Origin of the sequence: Thermovenabulum sp. (genome assembly GCF_049701175.1) — a bacterium.
Classification (GTDB): Bacteria; Bacillota; Thermosediminibacteria; order Thermosediminibacterales; family Thermosediminibacteraceae; genus Thermovenabulum.
On sequence record NZ_JBNATW010000007.1, the window covers coordinates 44,135 to 66,298 of the forward strand.

A 22,164-nucleotide genomic window follows, 5' to 3' on the forward strand; every position below is an offset into this window, starting at 1 on the left:
GGGGGATTTATATTTTCTCAAAATAAAATTTTAATATTTCATAGCTTTTCTTTAACCTTTCCCTGTATACCGGATTTTCCCAGCCTTTCCATTTATAAGTTACCATTTCAATTTTTTCTTTTCCTGGGAAAACATCTATTATATTTTTTCCGGTTTTAACTATACCGCTTATTACAAAACCTTCTGTTTTTACCACTTTAAAGGTGTCCCTTTCAGGGTAATAGGGAAAAATTCTGTCGTCATCTAAAACAAGGTGACTGGATGGGTCTGTAATATTGAGCCTTGCCCACGGAATTCGAAGGTGGATTTTGTCGTCAATATAAAAACCGTGGTTTGAATCGCTGAAATCTCCGTAATTTATAGTGCTTCCGTCCTGCCTGATTTCAGGTATTATTTTTCCATCCATGGTGATTCTCTCTTTGTTGATTATAGGTCTTATTTCTTTAAATACACCCTTTTCCGTTTTCTTTGAAGAAAATTTCATATCGCCGATATTGTAATCAGGATGAGCAAGTATCTTAGCTTCCTTGTTTTTTATCTTAATAACAAATTCTATTCCGGAAGGGGCTTTTATATTAGAGTTTTCATCATATTTAAAATCACCTTTATTCCTATCATAAGTGTCTATTCCTATGATGACTTCTTTGTCGTCAATTCCTACATTTTTATCGTATTCCATATCTATATAAAGGTAAGTTTCGTCACTTGAAAGCTCAATACTTTTTACTATTCCATCGTCCTTCAGTGCAAATTCTGGCGTTTCAGGCTTAATGCTTTCGTTGGAAAGAATGCCGTAATTTTGTTCCGGATCAATAGCATTGTGCCAGAGAACATGCCTTTCATAGGGAATCATAAAAGGCTCGGTAATCCACGTCTTCTTTGCCCATTCATCCATCCATTCAAAAATTATCCCGCCTAAATATCCTTCCCTTTTGATGGCTTTCATCATTCTAACTATACCTTCTCCCTGCTTTATCTCATCAAGTCCTCCGTGATTGTATCCGTCGGGATTGGTATGAGCATTTCCCATACCGGTAGCAAGCCCGAACTCTGCTACAAGAGCAGGAAATTTTTTATGCTGGCTGATAAATTCTTTTAAATACCCGCCGTACATGAACCTACCCTGTTCATCCTTGTATTCCTTATAATGCTCTTCATTATTCATAAAATCAGGGTAATTCGGATATATGTGATATGCCCCGAAAAATCCGGCTACATTTTTTTCTCCTAAATCAAAATTGTTTATATCAATAGATACTTTATCGTTGTATTCTAACTCTTTTTTACCCTCGAAATTAAACTCAGACCTGTGAACTATAGGGTCTAAGGTTGGCCAACTGACTATAGCAACAGGATGCTGCATTTGATATTTTTCACTTTCGTATTTCATTACATAATCGCAGCTTTTGGCAAGCCACGCCTCTGTTGCTTGACCTTTTGTCGATGATATATATTCTCCTTTGAAATTGAATCCTTTGTTCTTTTCGTTTGTACTGATAACTTCTTCAGGTTCTAATTCTCTCCCTACAAGGTATGCGATTGTCCATTGGGAAACATCTGCATTGTAAATACCGTATGATTTTCCTTTTCTTTCGGGTATATTTGCATTTCCATGTACAGCATCTATAACGTATTCTATTTCTTTTATGAAATTGTCAAGGTTTTCTTTGTCAAGATAATTGTGGTCCTTTGGGTTTTCATCAGGCCATATTTCCTGTATTAAATAAAGGGGATTATCCTTATGGATTTCGTTATAGGTTTTTAAAGCTTTATAAAATGCGGGGTGAATCAATGTGTAAACGCGTATGGTATTCGCGTTCATCTTTCCAATTAAATCAAACCATCTCAAATATTCTATCTCATTTTCAGGCATTTGAGTAAACCATTTCCCAGGAGTTGCAAAACTCATGTTTACGCCTTTTATAAAAAGTTTCTGCCAAGCGCCGTTTTTATATATTTCAAAACTTGAGTCTTTTATTCTTGAAACCAGTTTAATTCCATTAAAATTATATAAATTATCACCTGCTACATATTCTCTAAAGCTTTTAATATCACTTATTATCTTTTTCATCATGGGAACGTGAACCTTCCAAAAAAAGCTTTCAGGCGACAAAAAATCTATCCCTACCATTTTATAAAAAGGTGGGATATTTTTTACATCTGCAAAGTCGCCGGCAAAGTAGTAAGAAGTGTAATCTGTGTTTTTGTTTCTTATAATAGCCGGGAATACAGGTTTTAAATCATATTTTTTTAACTTTTCTTTACCTTTCTCTGTTACGTTTAAAACGAAATTGGCAATTATTTCGACATCTCTCGGTTGTATTATTTCAAACCAGTAATTGTAATTTACCTTGTCTTTAACTTTAAACTCTTTTAAATATTTATCTTCAAAATCTACAAAAATCTTTTTCTCTGTAAAATCATTTTTATCGAGGACAATAATATCGTTATCCTTAGAAATAAAGACAAAGCCGCTGCCTTTAAATTCCCATTTCTGGTTGTACTGCTTTTCGTAAGAATCAATTACCCATATGGGTACTTCAACATTTTTAGAAAGATCATAAAAATAACGACCGCTCCATCCGCTCCAAGTAAAACCAAATATATCTTCCATATCTTTTCTTACTTTTTCATTCGTAGGGTATTCAATAGTATTAAATTCTGCAACTATTATTCTTCCATTATTTAGGTAAGATTTAATTTTAAAAAGTTCATCTTCTGTGAGCCCTCCGTAAATTAGACTTGACTTTGTCCCTTCAATATTTTCTTTATTAAAATCGTCTGTATAAACCCCGTAGGTGTCCGCGATATAAATAAAATCGGGATTGTTTATTTGCATTTCAAAAATTTTATAACCGTCTTTTCCGGGGTAGAATCCGAAATAATCTTTTTTGTAATCGAAATCTTTTAGCGTGATTTTATTTTTTATTTTCATATTGTTTAACACCCATATAAGCCCTTTGTGTTCTCTAAAATCTGTTGTTGGAACGGTTTTGTCGATTATCCAAACGTTGAGGTAAGTTGTGGGTTTTACGTAATATATAAAAATGGGAGATAATAAAAGAATTATTAGTAAAATCATTGTAATAAAAATGATTTTTTTATTCAAAGTATCCACCGCCTTTTATTTGCTGTATTATTAAATCGAAATATAATAAAAAATTTAAAAATTTCTTTAAAAAATTATATTATTAAAGTCCTATTAAGTCAATAATATTTAATTCCCTAAAAAAAGACCGCTTTTTTAGTACAAAAACTAAAAGCGGTCTTTTTATAAATAACAAGCTTATATCAAGTTGCCAATTTATTCAATGTCATTATTTATATATCTTCAATACTGTAATCCCTTTTGATTCGGATTTTTCAACTTTGTATCCTGCATTTTTTGCAAAGCGTGATATATTTTCAATAGATGTAGGGTTGTCAACAATAACTTCTAATGTGTCGCCATTATTCAATGTTTCTAAAGCCTTTTTTGTCTGAACCACCGGTAACGGGCAGGAAAGACCGTGGACATCAATAGATTTTTCCATAAAATTTTCCTCTCCTTTCAAATTTTAATCCTTTTCCACGTTTAAAAGGGCAATAGCGGTTAGAACAATAATCCCCGTTATTACTGCAATTTGGCCGTTGATGGAAACTCCTGCCGGTGATGCAGCAATTCCAAAGTTATGTGCAAAAGCTGCTCCCACAAGCATACCGAAAAAGGCTATTCCCGCATCGGTATCGCCTTCCCCCGACATTATACACTGCCTTAAAGGGCATCCTCCAAGTAAAGTTGAGCCCAAGCCCGCAAGGAACATACCTAAGAAGTTCCAAATCGCCATTGTGTGAGCAATGGGCTGATTGGCAAAGCCAAGCTTAAACTTTCCTGTAATGAGGTTTAATATCAATGCCGTGACAAATATAGCGATGAAACCTGAAAAAAGGTGAAAATCCTTTAAAAGGTATATGTCCCTTATTCCTCCAGCCATGCAAAGTCTTGATCTTTGAGCTAAGATTCCTACTATCAAGCCTGCAGCAAGGGAAATAAGGAAGGGAGCTCTCATCGAACCCGGTCCTTTTGCGCTGAAAAAGATGAATTTGGGTGCTGCAAGGACTAGAATCAATAAGAAAATGGCGAATGCAGGCATGATATATCCGTTAACCTTTTCGATTTTATTGCTGCGTCCCAAGGTAAAACCTTTTTTTATAAAAATCAATCCATAGTAAATACCTGCAGCAAAACCAATGAATGCCACTAAAGCGTTTAAATCACCGGCAGAAAGGCGGAGCACCATCCGCAATGGACAGCCTAAGAATACCATAGCACCGATCATCACAAAAAAGCCTATCAGGAATCTTGTAAGGGGTGCAGAACCGCCTCGAGCCCTAAATTCCCCGGTAAGTGATGAGACAATAAAAGAACCGAGTATAAAACCCGGTATTTCGGGTCTTAGATATTGAACCAATTCTGCCCTGTGGAGTCCCAATCCGCCAGCTATATCCCTGATGAAACATGCCACACATATACCCATGTTTGCGGGATTGCCCAAAATTATTAAAAGGACTGAAAGGGCTCCAACGATTATACCCGAAAGAATAACCAATTTATTCTGGCTCAAAAAGAACACCTCCTAATGAAATATTATTCCTATCAAATTTTATCAGATCTTAGTAAGTGTAAGGATTGGAAAAAGTGATGGAAAGGAGTATATCAATAGAGAACAAAAATAGCTAACAAACATTATATATTGAAAAATAGTTATGGCACATAAATCAAATAGGAATAAAAAATATTTCAAATAATAAATATATAAAATAAAAAGAAATAAATAAAAATATAAAAAATATCTTGAAAATAATACCATAATTTGCTATATTATTAAATGGTGGTTTTTTATATTATTAAAATAAAATAAAAGAGGCCTCAGCTGAAGATGGGGGGATAGGGGGCTGCTGAGGCCTTATGTGGAAAGGGAGGTCGTAAAGCTCCCTTTTTAACACAATTTTAAATATATTAACTTTTCTTAAAAAAAATTATACAACTAAAGTCATTTTATGTCAATAATTTTTATTGAATTAAATTATGAAATTAAAATTTACTGTTATTTTTTAGATTTAAGAATATTGCTGCTACCTCGGGGGCAAATTGCGAACCCGAGTTTTTTTTATTATTTATATACCATAATCAATAAAACGTGCTAAAATTTTAAAGTAAAAGGTTCAAAATTGTAAAATTAGGAGTGATAAAATGAAAGAAAATTTTATGGAACAATTTTCTACCTTGCCTTCTGTGCCTGCAGAAGCAAATTTGGTGGAGGTTGCAAAAACCCTTCTTGAAAACGACAGCAGTATAGTTGTTGTAAATAGAGGAAACGAAATTCTTGGGTATATCGACTGGAAAGACATTGTTAAATTGCTGATTTCAGGTGGTGAGGATTTAAGGGTAAAAGCAGAGGAAATTGCAAGACCTATAAAAGAAGAAGAGATGGCGGAATCAATTGAAGAGGATTTACATGATATCATAGTTAAGATAAGGAAGCATGGTAGGATACCAATTTTAACAAGAGGAAAGGACGGTATCAGGAGAAAAATTTCTCCTGAAATAGTAATTACTCGACTTGCTAATTTGCATGATGAGGAGAGGAAAAAAAGGACTGATGTTGAATGTCTGATAAATGACATGATGGATGTATTCCCTATAGGTATTACATTAATATCTAATAACGGTAATATACTTATTTCAAACAAGATTGCTAATGATATTATTTCGGGGAAATATAAAGATTCAAAAGAGTTTGTAAAAATATTTAATAGGGAACAAGCAGAGGTAGTAAAGTATAAAGAAGGGAAATTTTATCGTATTTGCTCAACACCTGTAAAAGAGGGTTTTTTAGTTACATTTACTGATATAAGTAATGAATACAATATGGTAGAAAAATTAAGGTCCAGCCAACATGAAGTTGAAGTTGCTTTTACAATGATGCTTCCTGATCAACGAATTGAAGCAAGGTTAAAGTCCATAGTTGAATATATTGATCAGTACGATGAAAAATCAGGAATGATAAAAATAACTGGTGTCATAAAAGAGGGATGTTTTAAACATGTGATAAATATGTTAAAATTGATAGCTGATGCTTTAAATCAAGGATTGTTGGAACTCCCTGGTATGGACAAAAATACAATTGTACAGTCGACAATTCTGCATGATATAGGAAAAGTCCAACCGAGTTTGAAAATAGGAGATATAGTAAATCCCAAAGAAGTCTTTGAAAAAGGATATCTTCATGCCTTCCGCAGTGCAGAATTGAGCAAGGCTTTATATAATATTGATGAAAAGGTATATAATCTAATAAAGTTTCACCATCATGAGGAAAGCGAATTGCCTAAGGGTTTTCCTGAATACCTTTTGCCGATGTACAGATTTTTTAGATTAATAGACGGGCTCTCTGCTGGAATTACGAGAAGAGGCTCAAAAGCTTCTATGAAGATAGACGGCACAAAAATATTTGTAAAAGAAGAAAGCAATTTTCCGGATTATAACCAAGAGTTTGAAATGGATATTTACACAGGTTATTATCAGACAAAAAGACCATTGTAAAGTCAAACTTGTATTGATAAAATTTTATAAAAAGCCGATTTTATACTCTACTTTAAAGCAAGGGGGGTTCTGATTGAAGGAATATATATTAACCAAATTTAATGAAATTTTATCGGAATTAGAAAAAGTTTCAGGTGTTAAAGAAAGTTGGGAAGATTTTTTAATGGTGTTAGCGAAATACGAAGAAGGAGTAAAAGAAAGCGAATTGCAAAAAAGTATACAAAACTTGTTTGAAATAATACCTTTTGAAAAAATTGTAGATGGGATTGAGTATTTAGCGAAAATTGTAAAAAACTTTCCTGCTGCTTATATTTACAAACAAATATGCTGTGTTCAGAACCAATATCTAAAAGAAAAAAACAATTATTTAACTGAGTTAAAAAATGTTTTAAGTGAACTTGCTACTCCTACTATTAGAATATGGAAGGATGTAGTATTATTGCCCCTTATAGGCACCCTTGATTCTGAGAGAGCACAGAGCATGAGCGAAAAATTATTGGAATTTATATCGGAAACGAGGGCAAAAATTGCGATAATAGATGTAACAGGTGTGCCAATTATTGATACTGTTGTGGGAGGATATTTAATAGAAATGTTTAATGCAGTGAAGCTCATGGGATGCGATGTTATTTTAACGGGAATAAAACCAAATATTGCCCATACCCTTGTAAAAATAGGAATTGATTTTAATATGGTTATTGTAAAGAGGGATTTAGAGTCAGGACTAAAATATGCTATTTCAGAAATTGAAGAAAAATAATGAGGAGAATTAAAGATGAGGGTAGTTCCAACAATAAAATTATTTGATTGTTTAATTGTGCCAATCCAAATTGAACTTAATGATTCAACTGTTGAAAAAATCCAAAATCAAATATTAAATGAAATTGAAAAACTCGGAATAAATACTTTAATAATTGATGTGAGCACAATAGATGTTATTGATAGCTATATTTCATATATGTTATTGGAAACTGCTAATATGGTGAAGATGATGGGCTGTGATACTTTCATTTGCGGAATACAGCCTCAAGTAGCACTCACATTGGCTCAAATGGGTATTGATTTGAAAGGGATAAATTTTGCTCAAGATTTAGAAGGAGCATTTAAATTAATAAAAAGGATGAGAGGAAATTCCTATGAAGGAAAAGGAATCTTTGATAGAGATTGACCCAAAAGATTATGATATAGTAGTTAAAATAAAGGATGAAAAGGATATAGTAGTTGCGAGGCAAATGGTTAAAGATTTTGCTAAAAGATTAAATTTCTCACTGGGAGATGTAACAAAGTTATCTACTGCTGTTTCTGAACTTGCCAGAAACATTTACAGATATGCAGGAGAAGGCTTTATATTCGTAAGAGAAATTAATGACAAAGGAAGTGTTGTTCTTGAAATTGTTGCTTATGATAATGGTCCTGGCATTAAAGATTTGAATTTAGCAATGCAAAGCGGTTATTCTACAACTAAGGGAAGTTTTGGCCTTGGACTTTCTGGTGTGAAAAGGTTAATGGATGAATTTTATATAAATTCAAAAGTAGATAAGGGAACGGTTGTAATTGTGAAAAAAAGGAGGCGTAATTATTAATTTTAGCTTAGAAATAAGAGATCAGCTTGACTTGTTTATTTTAGAGCACTATTCTAAAAAATTATTGGAAAGTAGGGGCATAAATAAGCCCGAGGTTTTTTTGGTATTAAGAGAACTTGCATCAAACATACTAAAGTATGGGAAAAATGGCAGAATAGATGTTGCGCTGACCGATGATGGTGTAAACATAATTGCCGAAAATGAAATTTCTGTGGACAACTTAAAAAATGGGAAAAAAGGTTTGGGTTTAGGGTGGAAAATCATATCTAACCATTCGGATTTTATAACAATAAGAATAATACAACAAAAGAAAGTTATATTTAATTTGAGGATAAATTTAGTGCAAAAAGAGGAAACTGAGAAAAAATACAAAATAAATTATAGTGTATTGATTGAACCCCATTATTTGGAAAAAAGATCGGGTGATTTTTTTTATGAAAGAAGGATAGATGACGGTTGCTATTTATTTGTATTAGGGGATGTTTTGGGACATGGTGAAAAGGCATTCGAAGTTGCAGAAAAAGTAAAGGAGAAACTAAATAAAACCGAATTTTATAATATTAATGAAGTTTATATAGTTGTTGAGGAAGCCTTGGCAAATACTCGCGGTGCAGTTTTGTTTATATGTTTTGTCTATGATGAAAAGATTGAATATATAAATGTGGGAAATATCAATGCTAATTTAATTCAGAAAAAATCTATCAAAAAATTATTAAATATTCCCGGAATTGTAGGAAGACAATATGTAGACAGAAAAGTTTTTAACGAAGAAGTGAATAATGATTATATTTTAATTGCAACAACTGATGGCATCAGAGGTAATTTTTTAAATTATATAAATCCAATGAGATTATTTTTAGATAATATTGATAATATTGCGAGAGAAATTACTGAAAAATTCAAGATAAAAGATGATGATTCCTCTGTGTTTGTGTTGAGGAAGGGGGGTTAGCTTGTTTGAGGAGATAAAGATGTTTTCAGAAAAGTATAAGAGATATTTACGAGAGTATATATTTACCAATGGAGATGAAAGTATTTTACTTGAAGCCTTTGAGAGTTTGTTTGAGATTAAAAATCCCAATATATTACAAGCAATTGATATACTTGAAATCCATTTCAGTTCCTTGGAAGATATCCTTAATGTAGAAAAAGACAATGATACAGTTCAATGGATTTTTATTAAAAGAGCAAATGAATTCTTAGCGCAAATTTTTATAACAATAGCCAACATCCTTTTAAAGTTAAAAGAACAGATAAGCATTGATATGCTGACTAAGTTATATAATAGATTAGCCTTTGATTCAATACTACCTAAGTTGTGGTTTGAGAGTTTGAAGGATGGTTTGAATCTTTCTTTGGCAATGCTGGATATAGATAATTTCAAAGAAATAAATGATTGTTATGGACATGTAACAGGTGACGAAGTCTTAAAAGAGGTTGCAAGGATTATTAGGGATTCGATAAGAGAAAAGGATAAAGCTTTCCGATATGGTGGTGAAGAATTTGTAATTATCTTTTTTGGGGTTGATTACAGTAACCTGTTTATACCTTTAGAAAGGATTAGAGAAAGGGTAGAAAATTTAAACATAAATTCTTTAAATAAAAAAACTACAATTAGTATAGGAGCATCATCTTTACTTGAAGACAGTCCTTCAACAGTTGAAGAATTTATACATTTTGCTGATATTGCTATGTATGAAGCAAAAAGAATGGGCAAAAATAGGATAGTTTTTTATAAAGAACTAAACCACAAGCCGCGAGTTTAATATAGAATGAGAATACATAAGAATCCCCCGAAATTTTCTCGGGGGATTTTTTATGTTAACTTAATTCTTTTCTTTTTTAATCATATCGTTAAACATAGATTTCAGCAAAGGGATATCTTTTTGGACAGTTTCCCACAGCACATCTATCTTGACACCAAAGTATTTATGGACAAGTCTATCACGCATACCTGCCATCTGTCTCCAAGGTATATCGGGGTATTTGTCTTTAAAGGATTGGGGAACATTTTTAGCAGCTTCACCAATAATTTCTAAAGCTTTTCTAACAGCATAAATTGTTTTTAGGTCATGGGCAAAAGATTTTTTATCCATTCCTTCAACAAAATCCTGAACAGCTTTTATTGCGTCTATAATATCCTACAAATAATCCCAATAATCTCTCTGCTTCATATGTAAGCAACCTCTTTCAGTATATTTTTACCGATTCTTGGTTTTAGCTCATCTCTCAAGACAAGATCAACCTTTTTGCCGAGCAGCTCTGAAAGAAAATCTTCCAATTCAACCAAATCGAACAAACTAACGGGCTTATCTGTTTCTATTAATATATCGACATCGCTTTCGCTATTCTGCTCTCCTCTGACGTATGATCCGAATATGCCGATTGCTTTAACGCCAAAACGATTTTTAAGAAAATCCTTGTTGCTTTTTATTTTCTCAATAAAAATTTCCAATTCACTCATAGCACAAACCTCCTAATAATATTTTATCACTTTACAGAAAATTTTTCTTCAAAACTCTGCAAAATCACGACAGTTTTTGCCTTTTCCCATGTAAAATTCCAGCAAAAAATTGTATAATAAAAAACAAAATAAGGTTTCGGACTCCAATAGATAAGCTAAAAAAGTTTTTCCCAACTGCATTTTTATTTTGCAATAAACAAAAAGAACATAAAAAATCCCCCGAAATTTTCTCGGAGGATTTTTTTATAACTATAAAACAGCTAATTCTTCATCTCTTAAATCAGTTATAAACATATGACCGGGAGAATGGGTTATCATTATTTCCGGTTTTGAATTTAATGCTACAGCCTGCGGTGTAACGCCGCATGCCCAGAAAACTGGCACTTCATTTTCCTTAATCTCAACAGGGTCCCCAAAATCGGGCTTTTCAATATCTTTAATTCCAATTTTCTTAGGGTCGCCTATATGAACGGGTGCGCCGTGTACTGAAGGGAATCTTGATGTTACCTGAATTGCACGAATCACCAATTTTTCCGGTATCGGCCTCATGCTTACTACCATTTTTCCTGAAAAAACACCGGCAGGAACGGTGTCAATGTTTGTAATATACATGGGAACATTCTTGTTTTCTTCTATGTGCCTTACGGGTATACCGTTTTCTAACAAAGCCTTTTCAAAGGTAAAACTGCATCCTATTAAAAAGGAGACAAAGTCATCCTGCCATATATCTTTTATGTCCGTGACTTCATCGACTAAATTCCCATTTTTATAAATCCTGTATTTTGGGATATCGGTTCTTATATCCGCATCCTTTGCTATATTGGGGACCGGATTTCCTGCATCTAACACATCCAATAAAGGACAGGGCTTGGGGTTTCTGAATGAAAAAAGAAGAAAATCGTATGCATATTTTTTCGGAAGGATTGCCAAGTTTGCCTGAACAAAACCTAAAGCCATTCCACAGGTTGGCCCCTGCCATTTACCTTCTCTAATTAATTTTCTTGCTTCAGAAGAATTTAAATTATTCATAATTTAAATGTCCCCTTCCTATTATACTTCTTCTAAGATTGAAAAATACTCTATATTATTTACTTTTACATTAAAATATTTCAAAACAACCGCAGTTTCTCTTATAATCCTTATTTTCTCTTCCATTTCTGCTAAAATTTTATGAGCTTCTTCGATAGTTACTGCCTTGAATTTCACCTTATCTCCGGGTTTCAGCTGGGAAAGCAAGGAAAGGTCTGCAGAAATACAGGTTGCGATTTTTACATAGCCACCCGTTGTCTGAGCATCCTTGTGCATGACAATCGGTTTTCCGTTTGCGGGTATTTGAATAGCACCCGGAACGAGTCCATCGGTTATTATATCATGTTTTTTTGCTTTTATTTCCGGGCCTTCTAAACGAAATCCCATTCTATCCGAATCCTTGCTTATTGTGTATTCGGAGCTCAAAAATTTATCAATCATTTCCTTTTCAAAATAGTCGTCCTGAGGTCCCAAAATAACCCTTACTTCTAAAAAAGAGGGGTATTTAGGAATGTATTCGTCCCTTACTTTTACGAATTTACATTTTGTATTAGTTTCCTTTGCCTTTAAGATATCGTCTTTTAAAAGCCTTCTACCCATGTAGCCCCCAATGTTTCCCCTTGTATATGTGGAGTAGCTTCCCATCTTAAAGTCCCCTTCAAATCCTCCTTTAACCGCAAGGTAGGCACGGCATCCGGACTTTAATTGCCCAAAAGATACCGTATCACCTTTCCTTACCGGAATTACGGACCAGCCGTGCACCAAATTGCCGTTTAAATAGACGGGGATTTCTGCCCCTGTTACTGATATACACGTATCATTAAGGGCTTCTAATTGAGGACCTAACATTGTGATTTCAAGAGCGGGGGTATTTTCGGGATTTCCCAATAAAATATTAGAAATCCTGAAGGCAAATTCGTCCATTGCACCGGAAGTGGGGACCCCCTGGTGCTCAAAACCGAACCTTCCCAAATCCTGTATAGTTGTAAACAAGCCGGGGCTTATCACCCTGAAAACATCCAATTTTTAACTACCTCCCAAAAATCAATTGGTGTAATCGTACATATTTACCTTAAATTTACCTTGATTTACTTCTTCTTTGATTTTAAAGAATTCCTCTTTGGTTATCCTGACAAATTTCAAATAATTACCTGCCTCTAACAAAATCGGGTTTTGGCTGTTGGGGTCGTAGATTTTTACGGGCGTTTGTCCTATCAATCTCCACCCTCCGGGGCTTTCTATAGGGTAAATGCCTGTCTGCTTATCTGCAATCCCTACGGAGCCTGCAGGAATTTTTTCCCTCGGCCTTTCAAGGCGGGGGGTAGCAATTTTTTCAGACATTCCGCCGAGGTACGCAAAACCCATGGTAAATCCCAGCATGTAAATACGGTATAGGGGTTTTGTGTGTATTTCTATTACCTCTTCAGGGGTCAATTTATTATAGGATGCTACGAATTCCAAGTCGGGACCAAACTCATCACCGTAGACGACAGGTATTTCTATGACCTTTGCATTTTTATAAGCAGTGTCTTTAATAGAAGAAAGTGCCTTCTCAACTTTTTCAGCAATTTGTTTATAAGGCATCAAAAGGGGATCGTATTTTATCAAAAGCGACCGATAGGTAGGGATAAGGGATACAATTCCCTTTGGTTTTTCTTCTTTAAAAAAGTTGTAAAGGGCCATCACCTTGTTATTGCATTCCTCGGATATCTCGTTGCCAAATTCCACAAGGATTGCTCTGTCACCTTCGGGCAAAATTTTCGGTTTTTCGTACATTTTTATCTCTCCCGGTTAAAATAAATTTTTCATCGGTGAAATTTCAATTCCGTTTTCCTTGAATAATTGACTGAGTTTATTTGCAAAATCTACTGCTTTGGGGTTATCACCATGGATGCAAACGGTCTTTGCTTTTACATCTACCTCACTGCCGTCTACAGCTACTACCTTTCCTTCTTTTACCATTTTTAAAATCCTTCGGCAGGCTTCATCTTCGTCGTGGATTACTGCATTTGCGGCGCTCCTTGGGACAAGGGTTCCATCGGGATTGTAATTCCTGTCAGCGAAGAACTCTATGGCGTATTTAATGCCCTTTTTATTGGATTGGTATTCAAGCTCAGAATTGCCCAATCCCACGCAGATTAAATCCTCGTCCACCAATCCTATTGCTTCTACGATTGCTGCTGCAAGTTTTGCGTCCTTTGCTGCCGTATTGTAAAGGGCGCCGTGGGCTTTAACGTGCTGAAGTTTTAAACCCTGACTTTCTGCAAATGCCTTTAATGCTCCTATCTGATAAATGAGGTAGTTTTTCACTTCTTCAGGAGAAACGTCCATGTTCCTCCTACCAAAGCCCAAAAGGTCGGGGAAACCCGGATGGGCTCCTACTGCTACGTTGTATTCCTTGCAGTATTTTACGGTTTTTGCCATTACATTTGGGTCTCCTGCGTGAAACCCGCAGGCGATGTTTGCAGAGGATATGTATTTTACTATCTCTTCATCCCTTCCTATTTTGTAAGCACCAAAGCTTTCACCTATGTCGCTGTTTAAGTCGATTTTGAAAAGCATTTTTAAACCTCCTTTTAAGATTTTTTGTTTTATTTTTTTTATATTGCAAAATTTATACCTAATTACCGTTTGTTAATGGAATGGAAATTTGAAACTTTTGAGCTTGTGGAATTCTTTTTATGAATCATTTTTATTATAATTATTTTGTATAGCTTTTTTATATCTTTTTTTATATAAAGATGTGCGATATCGCTCATTAAGGATACTCTATAATCAAATCAAATGGAGGAATTTAAGATGGTTAAGTCTTTTTTGTTTATGTCTTTTTTTCTGATTTATACTTTTTTAATAGTTTACTCCACTCGAAGCGGTTTTTATGATACCTACAATGTTGAAGACTTTTTTATTGCCAGCAGAAAATTAAATACTTTTTACAGCACAGGCACCTTTATAGCGACGTGGTTTTCCGCTGCATCGATTTTGGGCTTGGGCAGTTATCTTTATATATATGGGATTTCTGCTGCTTTTTACAGCATACTGCCGTGGTTTTTTGGAGCGTTTTTACTTTTGTTTTTAATAAAAAACATGAGGGAACAAGAAATTTATACATTTCCCGAATTCTTTTTAAAAAAATACAGTTCACCAACCCTTCAGACAAGTTCTGCTGTAATAATGATTATTTCTTATATACTCTACATCACCATGCAGATAAAGGGTTTTGGGATGGTTATGAGCATGCTCCTCGATATTCCGTACAGCCTTTCCATTTTACTTGTATATTTATATATAATTTATACCACCTTTGGCGGGCTTTTTTCTGTTGTAAAATCAGATGCATTAAATACCTTTGTCATATTTATATCCTTATTTATATTTGGCCTATTCATAATTTCGAAAAATCTCGGCTTTAAGAATTTACTTATCGCTGCCGCAAATGTAGATACCTTTCCTGTTTCAAATTGGATTGAAAAAACTCCGAAAGGAGGTCTTTTGGATCCCTTTTGCAAAGGGCTGCAGCCTCCTATTTACATATTATCGTCCTTTTTCGGATGGGGATTAGGGCTTGCAGCAAACCCCCAGTACCTGATAAGGGTAATATCTGCTGACAGCAGCAAGACTGCAAAAAAGATGATAGTATATTCGTTAATTGTTTTAACAGTAATTTACTTTTTTGTGGTTTTTGGTTCTATAGGTTTGAGGACTTTAATACTGACTGCGGGCAATAGTACGGGTAATATTGATAATTTAATTCCGTTTTTATTTAATAAGATTGCTCCACCGTGGGTAACCGGAATATTTTTAATAGGGATAATAGCTGCTTCGGTTTCCACCGCCAATTCGGAATTGCTTTTAATAGCCACAAGCTTTTGGAACGATTTATTAAAAAGGTTTTTTAAAAGGGTTGATGATGAAGAAAAGATACTTAATATAAACAGGTTTTTAATAGGTATTGCGGGTACCGTTTCCATGCTGTTATCATTAAAGCCCCCTGAAAATCTTATCGAATACGGAGGAAATATTTGGGGCATATTTTCATCATCAATTTTCGTGCCATTATATGCGACTATGTTTATTAAAAAACCAAAGAGGATAAGTGCTGAAATATCCTTCTTTTCCGGTTTATTTACATATATGTTCTTTTTAATTTATCAAAGCAGAACAAAGATTCTTTTTTTAAAACTGGTCCATCCGGGACTGCCGGGTTTTATAGTTTCACTTATTGGATTTATCGTGGGGGAGGTGATAAAAAATGAGAAGCATTGAAGCAAGAATACTTATACCTTTTCTGATAATAATCATCGTATCCTTAGCTGTTCTCGGTTTTACCTCCTACTACGGTTCTTATAAGATATTCAAAAGTTTGGTTTATAAACTGCCCGATTACAATGAAAACATTTACACAGGGATTATAACTTCTAAATTGTTGGAACTTCAAAAGTACACCATATTGGTTGCAATAATTGCTATTATAGCTGCCTCTCAGCTCACGTTTTTTTTCACATACAGCATTGTAAGGCCGATTAAGAAACTATCAATTGCTTGCGAGCGTGTTGCAAAAGGTGATTTTGATGTAAAGGTGGAATATAAAAGAAAGGACGAAATAGGTACATTAAAAGATGCCTTCAATACTATGGTTTTAAAATTAAAGGAATACATTGAACACTTAGAAAAGATAAATAGATTGACATTGATAGGTGAAATGTCCGCATCTCTTGCTCACGAAATAAGGAATCCCCTTCAGGGGATAAAGTCATGCTTACAGGTGATAGAATCAAATTTAAAGGGGGAAGATGAAGTCCATCGTGAGCTTTTTTCACTGATATATATGGAAATAAATCGGATAGACAAAATAATAAAAGATATGTTGAACTATGCGAGGCCGTCTGAACCCAAATTTGAGGCGGTTTATGTAAAAAATGTCATTGATGAGCTTTTACCCTTTATAAAGCCTTTATTAAAAAAGAAGAGAATAAGATTAAATATAGATGTGGGGAAAAATTTAAAAGTCAGTGTAGATAAAACCCACCTAAAACAAATTTTTATAAACATAATTTCCAATTCAATTAAAGCCTGCAGGGAGAACGATTTAATAAGCATAAGAGCTCAAAAGTGTGAAGGAGAAGTAGCTATTATTTTAGAAGATACAGGGATGGGAATTTCAAAAGAAAATTTGGATAAGATTTTTACTCCTTTTTTCTCCACCTTTACTGAAGGGTCTGGTTTGGGGCTTTGTGTGGTTCAAACCCTTGTACATAAAAATAACGGGAGGATATGTATTGAAAGCGAAGAAAATAAAGGTACAAAGGTTCACATATTTTTACCGTGTGCATAATCGCACATATTGAGCGAAATACAACAGTAAATATAGACTGGAATATTAAAAAGTAAGCCCATCTATTGAAGAATCGGGCTTTTTTTATTTTGGAATAATTATTGCAAAAAAAATATACAACCGGGAGGTGGTAAGATTACCTAAACTCGAGTTAAAAAATTTTAAAAACAGATACTAAAAATAATAAGAAATTAGAAGGAGGAATAAGATTTGGAGAAAAAAAACTACTCTTTAAGCATGCTTTTAGGTGCCGCTTTTCTAATGGCTACTTCTGCTATAGGACCGGGTTTTCTTACACAAACAGCAGTGTTTACCCAAAAATACTTAGCCAGTTTCAGCGCTATAATACTTTTGACGATAATAATTGATATAGTAGTCCAGGTGAATATTTGGAGAATTATAGTTGCAGCTGGCAAGCGCGGACAGGAAATAGCAAATGATGTTTTACCGGGTCTTGGATATTTTGTATCTCTCATTATAGTAATCGGCGGTATAGCTTTTAACATAGGAAATGTAGCGGGGACAGGTATGGCTTTAAATACCCTATTTGGGCTTGATGCTCGTATAGGAGCAGCTATATCAGCTGTTATTTGTATCCTCATATTCACATCTAAAGAAATGGGAAGTGCAATGGACAGGTTTGCACAGGTGTTAGGAGTTGTTATGGTGCTGTTGGCTGCCTATGTTGCTGTGGCTGCACATCCTCCGGTTGGAGAAGCTGTAGTTCGCACCTTTGCTCCGACTAAATTTGAATTTTTACCCTTGGTTACCCTTGTAGGCGGAACAGTTGGCGGTTATATAACCTTTGCAGGTGGGCACCGTCTTATTGAAGGAAATATGAGAGGCCTTGATGCGGTAAAAGAAGCGACAAAGAGTGCTGTATTTGGAATAGTTATTGCGGGTATAATGAGATATGCCCTATTCTTTGCAGACCTTGGGGTAGCAACTAAAGGAGTTCAGTTCGACCCGGTGAACCCTGCTGCAACACCCTTTTTGACGGTTGCAGGTGTTGTGGGTTATAAGTTATTTGGTCTTGTGCTTTGGGCGGCCGCCACTACTTCGGTTGTAGGTTGTTCTTTTACCACCCTCTCTTTTATAAAAACGTATTTCAAACCTGTAGAAGAAAACTTCTCTAAATTCATTATAGGCTTTATAGTATTCTGCACATTGTTCTTCATATTTATCGGAAAACCTGTAACACTCCTTGTATTTGCAGGAGCTATAAACGGTTTAATACTACCTATCACACTGGGTTCAATGCTCTTAGCTTGCAAGAATAAAAAGATAGTTGGCGATTATAATCATCCGACCATATTGCTTATACTTGGAATTATAGTCTTTTTAATAGAGGTATACGGCGGAATCAATTCACTGACGGGAATAGCACAGCTTTTTAAATAAGAGATAATAAAAATCATAAAATATTCAAAGGGCGCAGAGTTCTTTCTGCGCTTTTTTATATTGGGAAAAAACATCTTTTTTATAGTAAAGGAGGACAACGCCTATTGTTTGTCGAATATCTAAACGTGATGTAATTGTTATACTAAGCAGGTGATGTATATTTATGAGTTCGGTCAAAGTGCTGATAATAGACGATGAACCATCAATATGTAAAGCGTTACAAATTGCATTAAAAACGGAAGGATATGAAGTAGATACTGCATTTTCGGGAAAAGAAGGTATAAAAAAATTTAAGATGATTTTGCCCGATATAGTGATTTTGGATTTACGGCTGCCCGATTTAGACGGTATTAAGGTTATGGAGTCTATAAAAGCAATTGACAAAAATACCATATTTATATTAATAACCGCTTACGGTGATACCAAAACGGCGGTGGAAGCGGTAAAAAAAGGGGCTTATGATTTTATTACAAAACCCTTTGACCTCGATGAACTTAAGATTTCTATAAAAAAAGCCTTAAAAGAAAGGGCTCTTTTGGAGGAAAACAGTGTCCTAAAATCCCTGCAGGGAAAAAGCGTATTTATCACAAAGGATAAGGAACTACTAAACATTTTTTCTCAACTTAAAAACATCTCAAATACCGATTGCCCTATATTAATAGAAGGTGAAACGGGCACGGGTAAAGAAGTAATGGCAAAAATGATACATGAAAGCAGTGAAAGAAGGACAAAGCCGTTCATTCCCATCAACTGCAGCGCAATTCCTGCGAATTTATTTGAAAGCGAGCTTTTCGGCCATGAGAAAAACGCTTTTACCGGAGCATCGGAGAGAAAAAAGGGCTTAATTGAGCTCGCAGATGGTGGCACACTTTTTTTGGATGAGGTTGGGGAACTTCCTTTAGAGCTTCAAGCAAAACTCCTTAGGTTTTTGGAGGAAAAGGCCATAAGGAGGGTTGGAGGCCTAAACTACATCCCTGTTGATGTAAGAATTATTTCTGCTACAAACAGAAATTTAAAGGAGGAAATAGAAAGGGGAAATTTTAGGAGGGATTTATATTACAGGCTCTGCGTTGTAAACTTTAAGATTCCACCTTTAAGGGAAAGAAAAGAAGATATTTTACTCATTTCGGAACATTTTTTAAAGGTTTTCAATACCCAATTTAATAAAAATATCAAAGGTTTTACCGAAAAGGCAAAAGAAATTCTTTTAAATTACAGCTGGCCGGGCAATGTGAGGGAATTAAGGAATATTATAGAAAGGGCGGTTATAATAGCAAGAGGAGAATATATTACCGAAAAAGAACTGCCCCTTGAAATGAGGGGTTCGGTAGATGATATAGTCTTAGAAAAATACCCAAAAACCGATGTAATACCCCTGGAAGAGTTGGAAAAATACCATATAAAATTGGCCCTTGAAAAAACCGGGGGCAATATTTCAAAAGCCGCAAAACTTTTGGGTATTAGCCGATTTGCACTGCAAAGGAGAATGAAAAAATATTTTGAAAGCGATTAAAAAAACCCTTCTCTAGTGGAAGAAGGGTTTTAATATTTTATAAAATAAGGTAAAATAAAGATAGAGGTGAATTATTATGATAAAGGTTCTTGTAGCTGACGATTCCGCCCTTATGAGGCTTATGATAAAGGATATATTGGAAAGCGACCCGGAAATAAAGGTTTTGGATACTGCAAGAAACGGGAAAGATGTAGTCGAAAAGGCAAGAAAGTTACATCCCGATGTGATAACCCTTGATGTGAACATGCCCGAGATGGATGGCCTTGAAGCCCTTAAAATAATAGAGGAAGAAAATTTGGGCAGGGTTATAATGCTTTCTTCACTAACCAAAGAAGGTGCTGAAATAACTTTAAAGGCATTAGAGTTAGGCGCTTTTGATTTTATACCCAAACCCGGTGGAAGCATTTCTGTAAATTTAAAGGACCTTTCCGAGGAAATAATAGAAAAGGTAAAGGCGGCGGCCAAAAGCAAAGTTTCTTTGAAGGAGCGTGATAAAACACTAATAGCTTCACCGCCCAGGATAAATAAGGAATCCCTCTTTCAGTCAAAGGAAATGAAAGCTGTTGTGATAGGAATCTCAACAGGTGGCCCCAAAAACATAATGGAGGTTTTGCCCTACATACCTTCGGATATAAATGCCGCGATCTTTTTGGTGCAGCACATGCCCCCTGCCTTTACCCTGCAGTATGCCAAAAGGCTTAACGAAAACTCAAAGATAAAAGTGGTGGAAGCCGAAGACGGCATGAGGGTGGAACCGGGTGTCTGCTATGTAGGGAAGGGAGGATACAACCTTTTATTAGAAGGAGACAAACGCGATGTGAGGATTAAGCTTACCGATTACCCCAAACACCGCTTCATGCCCTCTGCAGATGTGACTATGGAATCGGTGCTCACTGTGTTTGAAGAGGACACCATTGGGGTGTTAATGACAGGCATGGGTTCGGACGGTGCTGAAGCCATGGTCAAAATAAGAAAGGCTGGAGGAAGGACAATTGCCGAATCGGAGGAGACCGCCGTCATTTTCGGTATGCCCAAGGCGGCAATAGAAAAGGGAGGAGCGGAATTTGTCCTCCCCAATTACGAAATACCCTCCAAAATAATTGAATTAGCTGGGCTTAGAAAATAATTCCGATAAGAATTTGATAACCTTAAGCTTATTTTCCATATTTTCCTTATCCTCTTGAATTTTTGAAATAAGCCTTGCATCCTTTAAATAGGAGTTTATTGTCGCGGTGCTTAAAAAAACATCTACCTCTTTCCCCGATTTAAATGAAACTATAGACCTTTTTTTGTCCTTTTCTTTCACCCTTTCGATTTCATAAAAGGATATGTATCCCAAGGTGCCGTCGTTTAAAGAATGGGGCTTTTCCCTGAACTTTACCGGAATCATGATGTAGTTTGAGGATAAAGGTAGGGGGACCCCGTTCCTCTTATTGACGGCCTTCCCGTATTCATTCCTCAAAAGGGCCACATCCTTTCCAAAATGCCTTGCCATTTTGCTTATCAGGGTTTTAACCGTCTTTTTTACTAAAATTTCTTCACCGCTTTTTAATATTAACAAAGATGCGTTCCCCAAATCCTTCTGGTAAACAGGGATTATCGCTGCTATGCCTTGGTTTATATACTTTTCAAAATTTCCCTTTGAAACAGACGACAATTGAAGTCCCCCTTTACTTAAATTGACCAAACATATGTTCTATAATAATTATATAACATTTTTGCTTCTACGCAAGGGAAAAAATGTTAAAATCGAACCTATCCCCGGGACAGTCAGTTGCAGCACCCACAACATCCTTATGGCGTAAGATCCCTGTTCTTGGTATTTTATAAATATCCATTAAGTAGTATAAAAGTTGCTTCAATGCTTTTTTTTGGGCTTCAGTGGGTTTCATGTGCCCCTTTTTCCCAGTTGGATTGTCCTTGGAAGAAAAATTTCCCGTCAAAGCAATTCCGATAGACCGTGCGTTCATGTCTGACGCACTGCAGTGGGCCCCCACCACGAAATCGGGCCTTCCCCTTTCTATGGTTCCGTCCACCCTAATGAGGTAGTTGTAGCCTACACTGACTATTACTCCACCGTCATCGGTTTTTAAAAAACCCCTTTCGATGTATTCCTGCACGAGGTAATCGGGCGATGTTATCTTTACTCTGAAACCCTTTTGGGCGTGCATCCTGTTTATTTCTAAGGTGGAGACGTCGTGCCCTGCGGTGTGGTGAAGGATTATAAACTTCGGGTAAAGCCTTTCCATAAAATTT

Annotated in this window: 22 protein-coding genes; 11 read left to right on the forward strand and 11 right to left on the reverse strand. The window is 35.3% G+C overall.

Going from position 1 to position 22,164, the window contains the following annotated elements:
• Nucleotides 1-7: 7 nt before the first annotated feature.
• The 3 genes from ACPLVF_RS03810 to yedE form a co-directional block, all read right to left on the reverse strand.
• Complete coding sequence (locus tag ACPLVF_RS03810) at nt 8-3,109, reverse strand: hypothetical protein (RefSeq protein WP_424906496.1); 3,102 nt, start codon at nt 3,107-3,109, stop codon at nt 8-10.
• A 208-nt stretch (nt 3,110-3,317) separates the two neighbouring features.
• Nucleotides 3,318-3,533: a sulfurtransferase TusA family protein gene (locus tag ACPLVF_RS03815; protein ID WP_424906497.1), complete on the reverse strand. Its 216-nt coding sequence runs from the start codon at nt 3,531-3,533 to the stop codon at nt 3,318-3,320.
• Nucleotides 3,534-3,557: 24 nt separating this feature from the next.
• Nucleotides 3,558-4,604, reverse strand: a complete 1,047-nt coding sequence (yedE, locus tag ACPLVF_RS03820) for a YedE family putative selenium transporter (RefSeq protein ID WP_424906498.1) — start codon at nt 4,602-4,604, stop codon at nt 3,558-3,560.
• Nucleotides 4,605-5,233: 629 nt separating this feature from the next.
• On the opposite strand from yedE, the gene ACPLVF_RS03825 reads away from it, so the two are divergent.
• From ACPLVF_RS03825 to ACPLVF_RS03850, 6 genes are all read left to right on the forward strand, one after another.
• Nucleotides 5,234-6,583 carry an HD domain-containing protein gene (locus ACPLVF_RS03825; RefSeq protein WP_424906499.1) on the forward strand — a complete coding sequence of 450 codons (1,350 nt, stop codon included), beginning with the start codon at nt 5,234-5,236 and terminating at the stop codon, nt 6,581-6,583.
• A gap of 73 nt (nt 6,584-6,656) precedes the next feature.
• A complete protein-coding gene (locus tag ACPLVF_RS03830) occupies nt 6,657-7,343 on the forward strand; it encodes an STAS domain-containing protein (RefSeq protein ID WP_424906500.1) in 687 nt (228 codons plus the stop codon).
• A gap of 15 nt (nt 7,344-7,358) precedes the next feature.
• Nucleotides 7,359-7,751, forward strand: a complete 393-nt coding sequence (locus ACPLVF_RS03835) for an STAS domain-containing protein (RefSeq protein ID WP_424906501.1) — start codon at nt 7,359-7,361, stop codon at nt 7,749-7,751.
• Nucleotides 7,720-8,166 (forward strand): anti-sigma regulatory factor, encoded by a 447-nt coding sequence (locus tag ACPLVF_RS03840; RefSeq protein ID WP_424906502.1) that lies wholly within the window; start codon nt 7,720-7,722, stop codon nt 8,164-8,166. The genes ACPLVF_RS03835 and ACPLVF_RS03840 overlap by 32 nt, the downstream gene beginning before the upstream one ends.
• Nucleotides 8,167-8,197: 31 nt before the next feature.
• A complete protein-coding gene (locus tag ACPLVF_RS03845) occupies nt 8,198-9,118 on the forward strand; it encodes a hypothetical protein (protein ID WP_424906503.1) in 921 nt (306 codons plus the stop codon).
• Between the two features lies 1 nt (nt 9,119).
• A complete protein-coding gene (locus ACPLVF_RS03850; RefSeq protein WP_424906504.1) occupies nt 9,120-9,932 on the forward strand; it encodes a GGDEF domain-containing protein in 813 nt (270 codons plus the stop codon).
• Between the two features lie 60 nt (nt 9,933-9,992).
• Here the strand turns inward: ACPLVF_RS03850 and ACPLVF_RS03855 are convergent, their stop codons facing one another.
• From ACPLVF_RS03855 to ACPLVF_RS03880, 6 genes are all read right to left on the reverse strand, one after another.
• Nucleotides 9,993-10,304, reverse strand: a complete 312-nt coding sequence (locus ACPLVF_RS03855) for a DUF86 domain-containing protein (protein ID WP_424906539.1) — start codon at nt 10,302-10,304, stop codon at nt 9,993-9,995.
• 32 nt (nt 10,305-10,336) lie between these two features.
• Nucleotides 10,337-10,630 carry a nucleotidyltransferase family protein gene (locus tag ACPLVF_RS03860; RefSeq protein WP_424906505.1) on the reverse strand — a complete coding sequence of 98 codons (294 nt, stop codon included), beginning with the start codon at nt 10,628-10,630 and terminating at the stop codon, nt 10,337-10,339.
• 249 nt (nt 10,631-10,879) lie between these two features.
• Entirely contained in the window at nt 10,880-11,659 is a 780-nt protein-coding gene (locus tag ACPLVF_RS03865) for a putative hydro-lyase (protein ID WP_424906506.1), read from the reverse strand.
• Between the two features lie 21 nt (nt 11,660-11,680).
• On the reverse strand, nt 11,681-12,682 hold the full coding sequence (locus ACPLVF_RS03870) for a biotin-dependent carboxyltransferase family protein (RefSeq protein WP_424906507.1): 1,002 nt from the start codon (nt 12,680-12,682) through the stop codon (nt 11,681-11,683).
• 21 nt (nt 12,683-12,703) lie between these two features.
• Nucleotides 12,704-13,435, reverse strand: coding sequence for a 5-oxoprolinase subunit PxpB (gene pxpB, locus ACPLVF_RS03875; RefSeq protein ID WP_424906508.1), 732 nt, complete (start codon nt 13,433-13,435; stop codon nt 12,704-12,706).
• Between the two features lie 15 nt (nt 13,436-13,450).
• Nucleotides 13,451-14,221 carry a LamB/YcsF family protein gene (locus ACPLVF_RS03880; RefSeq protein WP_424906509.1) on the reverse strand — a complete coding sequence of 257 codons (771 nt, stop codon included), beginning with the start codon at nt 14,219-14,221 and terminating at the stop codon, nt 13,451-13,453.
• Nucleotides 14,222-14,458: 237 nt separating this feature from the next.
• On the opposite strand from ACPLVF_RS03880, the gene ACPLVF_RS03885 reads away from it, so the two are divergent.
• The 5 genes from ACPLVF_RS03885 to ACPLVF_RS03905 all read left to right on the forward strand — a co-directional run bounded on the left by ACPLVF_RS03885 (nt 14,459) and on the right by ACPLVF_RS03905 (nt 21,034).
• The gene (locus ACPLVF_RS03885; RefSeq protein WP_424906510.1) at nt 14,459-15,925 is read left to right on the forward strand and encodes a sodium:solute symporter family protein; all 1,467 of its coding nucleotides are present in this window, start codon (nt 14,459-14,461) and stop codon (nt 15,923-15,925) included.
• The gene (locus ACPLVF_RS03890) at nt 15,912-16,994 is read left to right on the forward strand and encodes a sensor histidine kinase (RefSeq protein ID WP_424906511.1); all 1,083 of its coding nucleotides are present in this window, start codon (nt 15,912-15,914) and stop codon (nt 16,992-16,994) included. The genes ACPLVF_RS03885 and ACPLVF_RS03890 overlap by 14 nt, the downstream gene beginning before the upstream one ends.
• Nucleotides 16,995-17,231: 237 nt before the next feature.
• Nucleotides 17,232-18,395 (forward strand): NRAMP family divalent metal transporter, encoded by a 1,164-nt coding sequence (locus tag ACPLVF_RS03895; protein WP_424906540.1) that lies wholly within the window; start codon nt 17,232-17,234, stop codon nt 18,393-18,395.
• Between the two features lie 163 nt (nt 18,396-18,558).
• Nucleotides 18,559-19,908: a sigma-54-dependent transcriptional regulator gene (locus ACPLVF_RS03900; protein WP_424906512.1), complete on the forward strand. Its 1,350-nt coding sequence runs from the start codon at nt 18,559-18,561 to the stop codon at nt 19,906-19,908.
• 76 nt (nt 19,909-19,984) lie between these two features.
• The gene (locus ACPLVF_RS03905) at nt 19,985-21,034 is read left to right on the forward strand and encodes a protein-glutamate methylesterase/protein-glutamine glutaminase (RefSeq protein ID WP_424906513.1); all 1,050 of its coding nucleotides are present in this window, start codon (nt 19,985-19,987) and stop codon (nt 21,032-21,034) included.
• Here ACPLVF_RS03905 and ACPLVF_RS03910 read toward each other — a convergent pair.
• Together ACPLVF_RS03910 and ACPLVF_RS03915 are read right to left on the reverse strand one after the other, a co-directional pair.
• Complete coding sequence (locus ACPLVF_RS03910; protein WP_424906514.1) at nt 21,014-21,565, reverse strand: competence protein ComK; 552 nt, start codon at nt 21,563-21,565, stop codon at nt 21,014-21,016. The two genes, ACPLVF_RS03905 and ACPLVF_RS03910, sit on opposite strands and share 21 nt — an antisense overlap.
• 67 nt (nt 21,566-21,632) lie before the next feature.
• Entirely contained in the window at nt 21,633-22,157 is a 525-nt protein-coding gene (locus ACPLVF_RS03915) for a peptidoglycan recognition protein family protein (protein WP_424906515.1), read from the reverse strand.
• Between the last annotated feature and the right edge of the window lie 7 nt (nt 22,158-22,164).

What these genes read in the sequence shown, in the direction of transcription:
- ACPLVF_RS03815 (WP_424906497.1), bottom strand. Translation starts at nt 3,533, where the DNA reads ATGGAAAAATCTATTGATGTCCACGGTCTTTCCTGCCCGTTACCGGTG.
- ACPLVF_RS03825 (WP_424906499.1), top strand. Translation starts at nt 5,234, where the DNA reads ATGAAAGAAAATTTTATGGAACAATTTTCTACCTTGCCTTCTGTGCCT.
- ACPLVF_RS03835 (WP_424906501.1), top strand. Translation starts at nt 7,359, where the DNA reads ATGAGGGTAGTTCCAACAATAAAATTATTTGATTGTTTAATTGTGCCA.
- ACPLVF_RS03840 (WP_424906502.1), top strand. Translation starts at nt 7,720, where the DNA reads ATGAAGGAAAAGGAATCTTTGATAGAGATTGACCCAAAAGATTATGAT.
- ACPLVF_RS03860 (WP_424906505.1), bottom strand. Translation starts at nt 10,630, where the DNA reads ATGAGTGAATTGGAAATTTTTATTGAGAAAATAAAAAGCAACAAGGAT.
- ACPLVF_RS03865 (WP_424906506.1), bottom strand. Translation starts at nt 11,659, where the DNA reads ATGAATAATTTAAATTCTTCTGAAGCAAGAAAATTAATTAGAGAAGGT.
- pxpB (WP_424906508.1), bottom strand. Translation starts at nt 13,435, where the DNA reads ATGTACGAAAAACCGAAAATTTTGCCCGAAGGTGACAGAGCAATCCTT.
- ACPLVF_RS03880 (WP_424906509.1), bottom strand. Translation starts at nt 14,221, where the DNA reads ATGCTTTTCAAAATCGACTTAAACAGCGACATAGGTGAAAGCTTTGGT.
- ACPLVF_RS03885 (WP_424906510.1), top strand. Translation starts at nt 14,459, where the DNA reads ATGGTTAAGTCTTTTTTGTTTATGTCTTTTTTTCTGATTTATACTTTT.
- ACPLVF_RS03890 (WP_424906511.1), top strand. Translation starts at nt 15,912, where the DNA reads ATGAGAAGCATTGAAGCAAGAATACTTATACCTTTTCTGATAATAATC.
- ACPLVF_RS03895 (WP_424906540.1), top strand. Translation starts at nt 17,232, where the DNA reads ATGCTTTTAGGTGCCGCTTTTCTAATGGCTACTTCTGCTATAGGACCG.
- ACPLVF_RS03900 (WP_424906512.1), top strand. Translation starts at nt 18,559, where the DNA reads ATGAGTTCGGTCAAAGTGCTGATAATAGACGATGAACCATCAATATGT.
- ACPLVF_RS03905 (WP_424906513.1), top strand. Translation starts at nt 19,985, where the DNA reads ATGATAAAGGTTCTTGTAGCTGACGATTCCGCCCTTATGAGGCTTATG.
- ACPLVF_RS03915 (WP_424906515.1), bottom strand. Translation starts at nt 22,157, where the DNA reads ATGGAAAGGCTTTACCCGAAGTTTATAATCCTTCACCACACCGCAGGG.